The following is a 12,993-nucleotide window of genomic DNA, read 5'->3' on the forward strand; positions in this document are numbered from 1 at the left end:
ATCTGTCAGATCTGATTATTTCAATAATAAAAAAAGGCGGTTGTGATTTGCAACTTCAAAAAGTTGGCTTTAACAGTTAACGTTTGTTTTTTGAAGTTGAGTAATGCGGCTGCTTTTTTGTTTAAATAATTGTCAGATTTATAAGGAAATCAGCGAAGTAGGTGTTTCTGACGTATAATAGAAGTTGAGGTGTTATAAATGACAGCAATAAAAGATGCTATAAAAATAATTGATGCAGCCCCAAAAATTACCTTTTTAACCGGTGCCGGAGTTTCGACCCCATCGGGTATTCCAGATTATCGCTCGCTACAAGGAGTCTATCAGGGGATTGATCAGCCAGAATATTTATTAAGTCACGATTGTCTTGTTTATGAGCCACAAAAATTTTATCAATTTATCAAACAACTTTATCATCCGGAGGCACAGCCTAATATTATTCATAAAAAGATTGCAGCCTTAGCAAGAAAAAAGCCTGTTTGGGTCATCTCCCAAAATATTGATGGGCTTCACGACAAAGCCAAAACGCCGCATGTTGTCAATTTCCATGGTAATTTATATGATGTTTATTGTTGTAAATGTAATCAAAGCATTCCTTGGGAAAAATATTTAACTTGTGATATCCATGAAAATTGTGGCGGACGTTTACGACCAAATATCGTCTTATATGGTGAAGGGTTTACAACCGATGTAGTTAATCACGCAACAGCTGCGGTTAAAGCTGCAGATTTAGTAGTAATTGTCGGTACTAGTTTTCAAGTAGCGCCATTTAACCAACTGCTCTATTACCGGGACAAACACGCCAAAATTATGGCAATTAATCAAACACCCCTTGCTATTCAGGAACCGTTTACCATGGTACAATGTGCGGCAGAAGATTTATTTAAGGAAATCAATATTTAGGAGGGTACTAATGGTTAGTGAAAAAGAAAAAATGATTGCAGGACAACTGTACTTTTCAGAAGATCCTGAATTAGTTAGCGAACGTAAATTTGCTAGAGAGCAAATGCAATTGATTAACAAAGAAGAAGACGTAACGCTTCGGAGCCAGCTTTTAAAAGAAACTTTTGGCAATGTAGCAGGAAATATTTACATGGAACCAACAGTGCAATTTGACTACGGCTACAATATTACGGTGGGGAAAAACTTTTATGCCAACTTTAATTGTGTTCTGTTAGATGTTTGTCCGATTACAATTGGGGACAACTGCATGATTGCACCAAATGTTCAGCTTTTAACCGCAACACATCCTTTAAATCCAGTTAAACGCAACAGTGGGTTAGAAAGCGGCAAGCCGATTACAATTGGGAACAATGCCTGGTTAGGAGCAGGCTCAATTATTTTGCCGGGAATTACCTTAGGGGATAATGTCGTAGTTGCTGCAGGTAGTGTCGTGACTAAATCTTATCTTGATAATGTGGTAATAGCAGGCAATCCTGCGCGGGTGATAAGAATGATTGATGAGGATAATGCCAAAAGCCCATTAGACAATGCGCGTAAAGAAATTGATCAAATTGACCGAGAATTGGTAAGTTTACTTGAAAGGCGGATGATGGCAGTCAGCCAAATTGCCGCTTTTAAAAAGGAACAGGCACAACCAGTCTTAGATGTAAAACGAGAAGCCGCTGTTTTACAAAAGGTAGCTGAAAATGTCAAAAATACTGACTATAAGCAGACAATCACAGCCACTTTTGCCGATATTATGGCGCATTCGCGTAACTATCAACAGCAGAAATTGTCAGAAGGTGAGAAGTAGATGGAGGGAAAAAAGCGACGTGAGGTGATTGCAGAACAGTTGAAAACTGCGCAAAAGCCAATTAGTGCCTCCAAGTTTGCTCAGCAATTTGCAGTTAGTCGCCAAATCATCGTGGGAGATATCGCGTTGATGCGTGCCTCTGGATTAGAAATAAAAGCTACCGCCCGCGGATATTTACTGCAAGAAAAGCGTCACGGCAAATTAAGCAAGATTGTCGTGCAGCATGATGCCAGCCGAACCAATGAAGAATTAAGTCTGATTGTACAAAATGGCGGTGAGGTAGTTGATGTCATTGTCGAGCACGAGATTTATGGTGAATTAACAGGCAACTTGCAAATAAAAACGCCAGCAGATGTAGCAGCTTTTATGAAAAAATACCAGCAATCCAATGCCAGCTTACTTTCAGAATTAACCAATGGCATTCATCTACATACGATTGCTTATGAAAAAGATGAGGATTTCGTTAATATAAAAAATGCTTTAGCAAAAGCAGGTATTTTATACCAAGAGTAAACGAACTTGTTTAGACAAAATAAAAAGCCGCGCAAACTTTTTTCGTAAAGTTTGTGCGGCTTTTTTATCTTGCTTGGCTAATTTTTCTTACTCAATTACCAATACGCCTTCTTTTAAGGAGAATGGGTTTTCTTCATTAATGTGATCGTAGAACATGACGCCATTTAAGTGGTCAATTTCATGTTGCACCACAATGGCTTCGTAGTTTTTGAGACGACGTTTATGTTTAATACCATCTTCATCATAATAAGAAACACTGATGCGTGCATGGCGCACAACGTAACCAGGTACTTCACGATCAACTGACAGACAGCCTTCGCCTTCACCTAGACAGGCATCTTGGACTGAATGGCTCAAAATTTTAGGATTGAACATAACAGTACTAATAACTGGTGTATCATTTTCTGGATCGTTGCTAGGTACGTGGACAGCAATTAAACGTTTTGAAATATCTAATTGTGGCGCAGCTAAGCCAACTCCGCCGCGCAGATGCATTTCTTCTGCCTTGATTGGATCTTGACTATTTTTTAAAAACTCTAACATTTCTTCCCCAAGTTTCTTTTCTTCTGACGTTGGGGGCATGGGTACTTCTTTGGCAACTTCCCGCAAAGTGGGATTACCTTCTCTAATGATGTCATCCATCGTAATCATGATTTTTCACCTCAAAGTTGATTTTCCTAAAAGTAAGTTTACCACAGAATGCTATTTGGTGGGGCTTTGAAATTTTCTTCTTAAATTTTTGCAAAGTGTAAGAAATGTTATTTCAAAAAAATAATAAAAATAACGAAAAAAGGTTGCGTAAAAATAAATCATGATGTATACTCCGAGGTGTAAGCGATTACTAATCGTTTTTTCATAAAAGATGGAGGGATTTCATTGTTTGGCTTTTCGATTTTTTTAAATGAAACACTGTCCCAACAGCAAAAAGACTATGTGGCGCAAATGGCACAAGCTGGTTTTAAAGGCATCTTTACTTCTTTACACATTCCAGAAGATGACGCAACAAAATACAGAGAACGTCTTAGCCAATTAGGGAGTTGGTGTCAAGAATTCCAGTTGGATTTGATGGTAGACATTTCTGGTAACGCGTTAGTTAAAGCTGGTTTTCAAATGGAAAACTTAGCTGAATTGACAGCAATTGGCGTGACTGGTCTGCGTATGGATTACCATATCAGCAATAAACAAATCGCCAACTTTAGTCACCAGTTGCAAATAGCATTAAATGCTAGCACGGTCACCCAACAAGATATTGCTGAATTAAAGGCAGCAAATGCCGATTTTTCACACTTAGAAGCTTGGCACAATTATTATCCGCGACCAGAAACTGGTTTAGCTGAAGATTGGTTTTTAGAAAAGAATCACTGGCTAAAAGCAAATGGATTTACTATTCAAGCCTTTGTACCAGGTGATGCCAATTTAAGGGGTCCGCTTTATGAAGGTTTACCAACATTAGAGCAAGATCGTTACCACCACCCTTTGGCTTGCGCCTTATGGCAGAAAAAGTCAGCAGTTGATTTGATCTATATTGGTGACGGAGGCTTAAAAGAACGGACAAAAAAACAATTTGAACGTTTTATAAATAACAACGAAATTTTATTACGTGTCAATGATTGTGGGACAGAATATTTTTCTTATATTTTAGGCGAGCATGTGAATCGGCTCGATGAAGCGCAGGCGGTCATTCGCAGTGCGGATGCGAGATTTCGTAAGATTCCCCACATTGCAGCCCAAAATACAGTATCCCGTACATTAGGAAGTGTCACCGTAGATAATGAAAAATATTTACGTTATACAGGTGAAATTCAACTTTGCCAAGAAGCACTACCTGCAAATGACAAAATTAACGTAGTAGCAGAAGTTGTAGCAGAAGAAAAAGATTTGGTTCGTCACATTAGAGGTGGCATGAAATTTAAACTTGAACAAATGGAGGAAGAACATGAGTAAGATTAATTTAGAAAACTTAACAACAGAGCGCCGTAATGAAGCAACCTTTGGCTTAGATGAGATGTCAGTTAAAGAAGCTTGTCAAAAAATGAATCAAGAAGATCAAAAAGTTGCTTTAGCGGTTGAAAAAGAATTGGCTAGCATTGAAAAAGTAGTCGAAGCAACAATTGCAGCTTTCAAAAAAGGCGGCCGTTTAATTTATATGGGGGCTGGCACTTCAGGCCGTTTAGGGGTCTTAGACGCTGCAGAATGTGTACCGACTTTTGGTGTAGAACCAGAAATGGTAATCGGACTTATTGCTGGTGGTGACAAAGCGATGACCGTCGCTGTTGAAGGTGCAGAAGATTCTGCAGAACTTGGGGCCAATGATTTACATGAATTGAAATTAAACGAAAATGATATGGTGGTCGGCATTGCAGCTAGTGGACGGACGCCTTATGTTATTGGTGGTTTAGATTATGCCCGCCAAGTTGGCGCTGCTACGGGTACGATTTCATGCAATAAAGATGCGGAAATTTCTAAACATGCACAATTCCCAATTGAAGTTGACTGTGGTCCTGAATTTTTAACGGGCTCTACGCGTTTGAAATCTGGAACAGCACAAAAATTAATCTTAAATATGATTTCAACAATTTCAATGATTGGCATCGGCAAAGTTTATAACAACTTGATGGTGGATGTAAAAGCAACCAATGAAAAATTAGTTGAACGCTCAAAAAGAATCATCATGCAAGCAACAGAGGTGGATTATCAAACAGCAGCACGCTTCTTTACAGCAGCAGATGAAAATGTTAAATTAGCCATCGTCATGATTTTGACAGACAGCAATAAAGAAACCGCCGCTGAAAAATTAGTGGCAGCAGATGGTTTTGTAAAACAAACATTAAACTAATGGCATTATGGAGCTGTAGTAAACTATTACAGCTCCTTGAATAAGAAGATTTTAAACAATTTATGATTTCAAGGAGGAAAGTTAGAATGGCAAAAGAAGAATTGAGTTTAGAGCAGTTGGCAAAAGAGATTTATAAAGGCGCCGGTGGCATGAACAATGTTGAAAGCGTAACCCACTGTATGACGCGGGTAAGAATGTCGGTTCGCGATCGTGATGAAGTTAATGAAGCACAATTAAAAGCGATTCCAGGCGTATTGGGTGTAGTGGATGATGAACAACTACAAGTAATTATTGGTCCTGGGAAGGTTAATAAAGTTGCAAAAGAAATGGCAAGTCAAGCGGGTGTTTCTTTAGGTGAAGAAATTAAAGCTACTACTGGTAAAGATGCACTTAATCAAAAAGCCGCAGAAATGAAAGCAGCACAAAAAGCCAAACAAAAACAATCACCATTCAAAGCACTTTTAAAAGATATTTCTAATATTTTTGTACCAATGATTCCGGCTTTTGTTGGCGCTGGTTTAGTTGCAGGTATTGCTTCTGTTTTAGCCAATATGGTTACGGCTGGACGGTTAGACGCTGCGACATGGCAACAATATATCGATGTTATGAATATCTTAAAAAATGGGATGTTCTCTTTTCTAGTCATCTACACAGGTGTTAATGCAGCCCAAGTTTTTGGTGCAACACCAACACTTGGTGGGGTAATTGGTGGGGTCGTAACCTTAACTGGGATGAACCCAGAAGCACCAATCACCAACCTTTTTAATGGTCAACCTTTAGCGCCACAACAAGGTGGTATTTTAGGTGTTATCTTTGCAGTATGGTTACTTTCAAAAGTTGAGAAAAAATTACATGATATCGTCCCAGAAGCAATTGACATTATTGTAACACCAACTATTTCATTACTTGTTATCGGATTAGCGGAAATTTTCTTAATTATGCCTTTAGCTGGTTTTGTTTCAAATGGTTTAGTTGGCGGGATTAACTGGATCTTAAACGTCGGCGGTGCATTTTCTGGTTTTGTATTAGGGGCAAGTTTCTTGCCGATGGTTATGTTTGGTTTACACCAAATTTTAACACCAATTCATATTCAAATGATTGAAGCAACAGGCAGCACACAATTATTGCCAATTTTAGCAATGGCTGGTGCTGGTCAAGTTGGGGCGGCTTTGGCATTATGGATTCGTTTACGTAAAGACAAAGAATTAACAGAAATGATCAAAGGTGCGTTGCCAGTTGGTATTTTAGGAATTGGCGAACCGTTAATTTACGGGGTAACACTACCACTTGGTAAACCATTTATCACTGCTTGTATCGGTGGTGGTGTTGGTGGTGCAGTAATCGGCGCTTTAGGTAATGTTGGCGCAACCGCAATTGGACCTTCTGGTGCAGCATTAATTCCATTAATTGCTAACGGCCATTGGTTAGGTTATGTATTAGGCTTATTGGCAGGTTACGCTGGTGGTTTTGTGGCAACTTATTTCTTTGGTATTCCAAAAGAAAAATTGGCAGCTGAAAAAATGGCAGAAGAACCAACAACAGCTGTTTCACCAGTACAAACTACACCTGTCAGCGAAGTAGCAGCGACAACTGAATTCTTTGCTGTAGCAAATGGTGAAGTAAAACCTGTTTCAGAATCAACAGATGCAGTTTTTTCGCAAAAAATGATGGGTGAAGGTTACTTTGTTGTACCAAAAGAAGGCACAATTTATGCACCTGTAACCGGCACGATTTCATCTGTATTTCCAACGAAGCACGCAGTTGGTATTACAACGGACAACGGTTTAGAAGTGTTATTACACATGGGTGTTAATACGGTTGAATTAGAGGGTAAACCATTTGATTTGAAAGTGGCAGAAGGTCAAAAAGTAACACCAGATACGATTGTGGCTGATGTTGATTTAGCAGCAATTAAAGCAGCTGGCAAAGGCACAGATATGTTAGTCTTAGTGACAAATATGGATAAAGTAAAAAATGAAGTTTTAGAAAAAATTGGTGCAACAGAAGCGAAAACACCAGTTATGAAAGTGGAAGTATAACCAAATTTTTCTTTTAGAGTAAAAGAAGTAAAGTGAGGTAAAGGATATCCTTTACCTCACTTTTTTTGCGAAATACTTGTAGAATTTGAAAAATAATGGGAAAGTGATAGTAAGAATAGTACGCAGAACTTCTCATTATAATGAAAATGAAATAGCCAGCTAAACGAAAGTTATTGAAAGACAAGGAGGTCAGAAGATGGCCGGAAAAAAATTAACGATCCCGCGTTATCAACAAATTGCTGTTGAAATTGCAGAGCGAATTGTCGAAAACCGCTATAAAGAAGGCGAAAAAATTCATGCCCGCTCTACTTTAGCAAGCAATTTTAACGTTTCCCCTGAAACAGCTAGAAAAGCAATCAATGTTTTAGTTGATCTGGGCATTATGGATGTGCGTCATGGTAGTGGAGCTTATGTTGCTTCGCGTGATAAAGCGCAACGTTTTTTAGCACAATATAAAGATGTGAGTTCAATTCAAGAAATAAAAAAAGAAATTTTGGCTAGCGTGGAGCAGCAACAACAAGAGCTAGAAAACTTTTCGGGGCTGCTAGACACGCTTGTGAATCAAACCAGACGCATCCAGCAGACGGCCCCGTTTTTACCTTACGAAATTCAGTTGGACGAAACGGCAAATCACTTAAATGAATCCATTAAAGATTTGAATATCTGGCAAGAAACAGGGGCAACGGTGGTGGCCTTACAGCATGAAGAACGATTGCTTTTGTCACCGGGACCTTATGCGAAATTTGAAGTTGGCGAAACGGTCTTTTTTGTAGGGGATGAATTAGTTTTTCAACGTATGATGAACTTCTTTTATCCAGAAAAAAGATAAATATTAAGAAAACCTTAAGAAGATAAATGACTAGTGTTATAACCAGGAAAACGAATTCACGTTTTTTCCTGGTTTTTCTTTTTTGACTAAGTGACCACATGATGATAATCTAGTGTGGTCAGTTTTTTGAGAGGAAAATTTTCAAAGTTGTTTTCAAACTTGGAATTTTCCATCCTAATAGCAGAAACACACTATTGCATTTCGTTATTAGGCAAGCTGTTTTACTAGCTTAAAACAGCAAAAATAAATAGGGGGTAACAAAATGGCTAAAGTGAAAGTAGAACACTTAACAAAAATTTTTGGCAAAAAGCAGCAACAAGCCCTTGCCATGATGAAAGAACATAAAAGCAAAACTGAAATTTTAGAGAAGACCGGTGCGACAGTCGGTGTTTACGATGCGAATTTTGAAGTAAACGAAGGGGAAATTTTCGTAATTATGGGCCTTTCGGGTTCTGGTAAGTCAACGTTAATTCGTTTGTTAAATCGTTTGATTGACCCAACAGATGGTGAAATTTACATCGATGGAAAAGATATTGCAAAGATGAATAAAGAAGCTTTACAAGAAGTTCGTCGTAATAAAATCAATATGGTGTTTCAAAGTTTTGCACTATTTCCACATCGCACAATTTTAGAAAATACGGAATTAGGGTTGGAAATTCGCGGTGTCTCAAAAGAAAAACGACGCCAAAAAGCAGAGCAAGCCTTGGCTAATTCTAGTTTAATCGCCTTTAAGGATCAATATCCTGAACAGCTTTCTGGCGGGATGCAACAACGGGTTGGTCTAGCTAGAGCCCTTGCCAATGATCCGGAAATTTTATTGATGGATGAAGCTTTTTCAGCGCTAGATCCGTTAATTCGGCGGGAAATGCAAGATGAATTGTTGGACTTGCAAGAAAATGTGCAAAAAACCATTATCTTTATTACCCATGATTTAAACGAAGCTTTGCGAATTGGTGATCGAATTGCTTTGATGAAAGACGGCCAAATTATGCAAATTGGAACCGGTGAAGAAATTTTAACGAATCCAGCCAACCAATATGTGCGTGATTTCGTTGAAGATGTTGATCGCTCCAAGGTGTTAACCGCACAAAATATTATGGAGCCGGCAATTACGATGAATATTGAAGCAGATGGGCCTAACGTGGCGTTAAATCGCATGCGTAAAGAAGGTGTCAGCATGTTGTTAGCAGTTGACCGTAAACGTAAGTTAAAGGGTAGTTTGACAGCATTAAAAGCGTTGGAAGCGAGAAGAGATCAATTACCACTAAAAGAAGTCATTGATAAAAATGTTAAAAAAATTCCCCAAGACATGCTAGTAACTGATATTTTTGACGTGATTAAAGACGCTGAAGCACCTTTAGCTGTTGTTGATGAAAATGATAAATTACTGGGCGTAGTCATTCGCGGTAGTGTGATTGAAGCACTCGCTCAAACCGGAGACAAGGAGGTGGAATTTGTTGGATAATTTATTACAACAAGCAATTCCAGTAGCAAAATGGGTGGAGAACTTTACAGATTGGTTGACAAAAACCTTTGCGGGGTTATTTAGCTTCGTGCAAACGATTGGTCAAGTTATTATGGACACTATCACCAATACCTTGCTGTTTATTCCACCGTTGTTATTCATTGTCTTATTGGCCGTCGCTGCCTTTTTCTTATCAAAGAAAAAACCAGGACTGACGATTTTAACCTTTTTTGGTCTATTATTTATTTACAACCAAGGTCTATGGAATGACTTGATGAATACGGTCACGTTAGTTTTACTTGCGAGTCTCGTTTCAATTATCATCGGGATTCCGTTAGGGATTTTAATGGCGAAAAGTGAAAAAGCCAATACAATTGTGTCGCCGATTTTAGACTTTATGCAAACAATGCCGGCATTTGTCTATTTAATTCCTGCTGTTGCCTTCTTTGGTATCGGAATGGTGCCGGGTGTTTTTGCTTCCGTTATTTTTGCTTTGCCACCAACTGTTCGAATGACAAATTTAGGAATTCGTCAAATTCCAAGTGAATTAGTCGAAGCTTCCGATTCTTTTGGTGGAACAGGGAAACAAAAACTATTTAAACTAGAATTGCCTTTAGCTAAAGGCACGATTATGGCAGGGATCAACCAAACGATGATGCTTGCACTTTCAATGGTTGTAACAGCATCAATGATTGGTGCTCCCGGACTTGGTCGTGGGGTCTTATCTGCCTTGCAACAAGCACAAGTCGGGAATGGTTTTGTTAATGGTTTAGCTTTAGTTATCTTAGCAATCATCATCGACCGTTTTACGCAAAAATTAAATGCACCAAAAAAAGAACGGAATAAAAATCTTGCTCCTGCTGCTAAGAAAAAACAAAAATGGCTCACAGGTGGTGTAGCTGTTGTCGTGATCGCTTTAATTTTTGGCTCAACTTTTGCTGGGAGCCATGCTTCTGATAAGGGAGAAATTCACCTGTCTTATGTTGAATGGGATACAGAAGTAGCTTCTACTAATGTTGTCGCTGAAGTTTTAAGAGAAGAAGGCTATGATGTGAAATTGACACCGTTGGATATGACGGTGATGTGGCAATCTGTTGCCAATGGCGAAACAGATGGCATGGTAGCGGCGTGGTTACCCCATACACACCAGGCACAATATGCTAAATACAAAAATCAAGTCGAAAATTTAGGTGAAAATCTAAAAGGTGCCAAACTTGGGATTGTGGTACCAAGCTATATGGCTGTTAATTCGATTGAAGATTTAAGTGATCAGGCCAAACAACAAATTATCGGCATTGAACCAGGAGCTGGTGTGATGAAAGCAGCAGATAAAACTCAGGCTGCTTATCCGAACTTAAAAGATTGGACCGTTGAATCTTCTTCATCTGGCGCCATGACTGTTGCATTGGGTAAAGCTATTAAAAACAAAGAACCAATTGTTATTACTGGCTGGTCACCTCATTGGATGTTTGCTAAATATGATTTGAAATATTTAGCTGATCCTAAAGGGACAATGGGGGGAGCTGAAACAATCAACACGATGGTTCGTAAAGGCCTAAAAGAAGATCAACCGCAAGCGTACAAAATTTTAGATAACTTCCATTGGGAACAAAAGGACATGGAAGATGTCATGTTAGCCGTTCACGACGGCAAAGATCCAGCCCAAGCTGCTAAAGAATGGGTAAAAAATAATCCAGATAAAGTAAATGAATGGGTTAAATAAACAAAATAAAAAATCCGTATTCCCAAGCTAACACGTAGCAAAAGGGAATACGGATTTTTTTATGGCGTGAAATAAGCAGATACATAAGCCTCATTTGCTTAGACAAAAAGAAACAATGACGAAATTTAAAAATGTTTTTCCCGGAAGTCTTTGATGATTTGCCGTGATTGATAAATTTTTTCAGCATTTTCTTGGTTGCGGCTGATATATGAGTAAAACAAAATATCCACTGCTAAAAACTGTGCAATTAACGAATTGGTGGCCGCACTACGCAGGTCAGCTTCTTGTGGTCGGGAAACCTGTAAGGAAACATCCGCTAATTTAGAAAGTCGGTTATTACCAAAACGAGTTAGGGTAATAATTGGAATCTTCAATTCTTTTGCGATTTCAGCAAAGTAAACAATTTCTGGCGTTTCACCGGAATTTGAAATCAACCACAAGGCTGCGTCTTTTTTAGTGTTGATAAGTTGTGGTAACAAAGCGTTATAGTTCGTTTCTAAAGATACGCTTTTACCAATACGGTCCCATTTTTGTTTAATGTCTTCGGCTACTAGATGAGAGGCACCTACGCCGGTTACAAAAATACGCTCTTTTGTTTCCAGTAACTTCAATGCGGCCACTAATTTTTCGTCACTTAAGATTTGTGTCGTTTCATGTAGTGTAAGTTGGGCATTTTGCGACAATTTTTCTTTTAAAGATGCAATTGGTTCATTTTTTTTTACATCTGAATATTCTTGGTTCCCGCCATTCTGTTGACTTTCAGCTGAAATTTGAATTTTGAAGTCGGTCAGACTTGAAGCGCCAACTTTTTTGGCAAAGCGGACAACAGTCGGTGCACTGGTTTTTGAACCTTTGGCAATTTGTTCAGCTGTCATGGTCGGTATTTTATCAATATTCTTTTTTATATAACGAAAAATCCGCAGTTCTGCTTTGGATAATTCACTTTCCATTCCTTGAATTCGATTGATTAGTGCCATTGCAATCACCTCAAGGATATTATAACAGAAAAGGTATGCACTGGGGATGCTAAAGGATATCAGAAATGGACGTATTTTTGTCATAGGATAAGCTTGTCTAACGGTCCAAAATTTTTTGCTTTAGGAAAAAGTAGTGTAGTTTAGTAAAAAAAGTACCTCCGTAAAATTTCAAAGCAATTTTTACGGAGGTACTCTTTTTTATTTGGCTAACAAAGTCAATAGAAGACTTAGAAAGTTTTTGCTGCAGCTTTTACTTCTGTTGTAGCTTTTGCCATAATTTCATCGACTTTGGTTGGGTCAAAGTCTAAGCCTTCAGCTAAAACTTCACTAAAGTCGCTGATACCAATGAAGTTCAATAGTTGGCGGGTATATTGGGCAGCGAAGTCTTGTCCGTTATAAAAACCGCCGCTTGCTTGAATATGCAATGCTTTTTTACCTGTAACTAAACCAACCGGACCTTCAGCTGTATATTTGAAGGTTTTACCGGCAACACAGATTGTGTCAAACCAGGCTTTTAAGCGACTTGGGATGCTTAAATTCCACAATGGATTGGCAATCACGACTTTATCGGCCTTTTCAAATTGTTCCGTCAAACCATTAAAAGCAGCCAACTTAGCTTGTTGCGCAGCTGTTAGCTCGTTAAATTGTGCCCCGTTCATTAAAGCGTGCCAGCCAGAAGTGATATCACCATCGATTTCAGGGAAATCAGCAGCATAAGGATTGACCACGATAATTTCATCGTTGGGGTTAGTTTCTTTATAAGTAGTTAAAAAGCTTTCTAATAATTGAATTGCATGAGAATCTTTGGCATCAAGGGGATGTCCTTTAACTGCAAGTAATGTTGTCATGTTTTTTTCC

General features: G+C 38.6%; 12 protein-coding genes. 9 read left to right on the plus strand and 3 right to left on the minus strand.

Annotation, left to right across the window (positions count from 1 at the left end; genetic code table 11):
* Nucleotides 1-198 precede the first annotated feature (198 nt).
* The 3 genes from P3T75_RS01960 to P3T75_RS01970 are packed head-to-tail and all read left to right on the plus strand — an operon-like array spanning nucleotide 199 to nucleotide 2,266.
* Entirely contained in the window at nucleotides 199-900 is a 702-nt protein-coding gene (locus P3T75_RS01960) for an NAD-dependent protein deacylase (protein WP_282462071.1), read from the plus strand.
* A 10-nt stretch (nucleotides 901-910) separates the two neighbouring features.
* Nucleotides 911-1,753: a chorismate mutase gene (locus tag P3T75_RS01965; RefSeq protein ID WP_282462072.1), complete on the plus strand. Its 843-nt coding sequence runs from the start codon at nucleotides 911-913 to the stop codon at nucleotides 1,751-1,753.
* Nucleotides 1,754-2,266 carry a transcription repressor NadR gene (locus tag P3T75_RS01970; protein ID WP_282462073.1) on the plus strand — a complete coding sequence of 171 codons (513 nt, stop codon included), beginning with the start codon at nucleotides 1,754-1,756 and terminating at the stop codon, nucleotides 2,264-2,266.
* Nucleotides 2,267-2,353: 87 nt separating this feature from the next.
* On the opposite strand, the gene def is transcribed toward P3T75_RS01970, so the two are convergent.
* Nucleotides 2,354-2,917 (minus strand): peptide deformylase, encoded by a 564-nt coding sequence (def, locus tag P3T75_RS01975; RefSeq protein WP_206903526.1) that lies wholly within the window; start codon nucleotides 2,915-2,917, stop codon nucleotides 2,354-2,356.
* A gap of 225 nt (nucleotides 2,918-3,142) precedes the next feature.
* On the opposite strand from def, the gene P3T75_RS01980 reads away from it, so the two are divergent.
* From P3T75_RS01980 to P3T75_RS02005, 6 genes are all read left to right on the plus strand, one after another.
* The gene (locus P3T75_RS01980; protein ID WP_282462074.1) at nucleotides 3,143-4,210 is read left to right on the plus strand and encodes a MupG family TIM beta-alpha barrel fold protein; all 1,068 of its coding nucleotides are present in this window, start codon (nucleotides 3,143-3,145) and stop codon (nucleotides 4,208-4,210) included.
* The gene (gene murQ, locus P3T75_RS01985; RefSeq protein WP_206903528.1) at nucleotides 4,203-5,102 is read left to right on the plus strand and encodes an N-acetylmuramic acid 6-phosphate etherase; all 900 of its coding nucleotides are present in this window, start codon (nucleotides 4,203-4,205) and stop codon (nucleotides 5,100-5,102) included. Before P3T75_RS01980 ends, murQ begins: the two co-directional genes overlap by 8 nt.
* A gap of 86 nt (nucleotides 5,103-5,188) precedes the next feature.
* Nucleotides 5,189-7,141, plus strand: a complete 1,953-nt coding sequence (locus tag P3T75_RS01990; protein WP_282462075.1) for a glucose PTS transporter subunit IIA — start codon at nucleotides 5,189-5,191, stop codon at nucleotides 7,139-7,141.
* A 196-nt stretch (nucleotides 7,142-7,337) separates the two neighbouring features.
* Nucleotides 7,338-7,970 carry a GntR family transcriptional regulator gene (locus tag P3T75_RS01995; protein ID WP_206903530.1) on the plus strand — a complete coding sequence of 211 codons (633 nt, stop codon included), beginning with the start codon at nucleotides 7,338-7,340 and terminating at the stop codon, nucleotides 7,968-7,970.
* Nucleotides 7,971-8,232: 262 nt separating this feature from the next.
* Nucleotides 8,233-9,435, plus strand: a complete 1,203-nt coding sequence (locus tag P3T75_RS02000) for a quaternary amine ABC transporter ATP-binding protein (RefSeq protein WP_206903531.1) — start codon at nucleotides 8,233-8,235, stop codon at nucleotides 9,433-9,435.
* Nucleotides 9,428-11,158: an ABC transporter permease/substrate binding protein gene (locus P3T75_RS02005; protein ID WP_230711231.1), complete on the plus strand. Its 1,731-nt coding sequence runs from the start codon at nucleotides 9,428-9,430 to the stop codon at nucleotides 11,156-11,158. The genes P3T75_RS02000 and P3T75_RS02005 overlap by 8 nt, the downstream gene beginning before the upstream one ends.
* Nucleotides 11,159-11,283: 125 nt before the next feature.
* Here P3T75_RS02005 and P3T75_RS02010 read toward each other — a convergent pair whose 3' ends face one another.
* Both P3T75_RS02010 and P3T75_RS02015 read right to left on the minus strand, forming a co-directional pair.
* Nucleotides 11,284-12,135 (minus strand): MurR/RpiR family transcriptional regulator, encoded by an 852-nt coding sequence (locus P3T75_RS02010; RefSeq protein ID WP_206903533.1) that lies wholly within the window; start codon nucleotides 12,133-12,135, stop codon nucleotides 11,284-11,286.
* Nucleotides 12,136-12,362: 227 nt separating this feature from the next.
* The gene (locus tag P3T75_RS02015) at nucleotides 12,363-12,983 is read right to left on the minus strand and encodes an FMN-dependent NADH-azoreductase (RefSeq protein WP_206903534.1); all 621 of its coding nucleotides are present in this window, start codon (nucleotides 12,981-12,983) and stop codon (nucleotides 12,363-12,365) included.
* Nucleotides 12,984-12,993: the final 10 nt, after the last annotated feature.

Origin of the sequence: Enterococcus montenegrensis, from assembly GCF_029983095.1 — a bacterium.
Taxonomy (GTDB): domain Bacteria; phylum Bacillota; class Bacilli; order Lactobacillales; family Enterococcaceae; genus Enterococcus_C; species Enterococcus_C montenegrensis.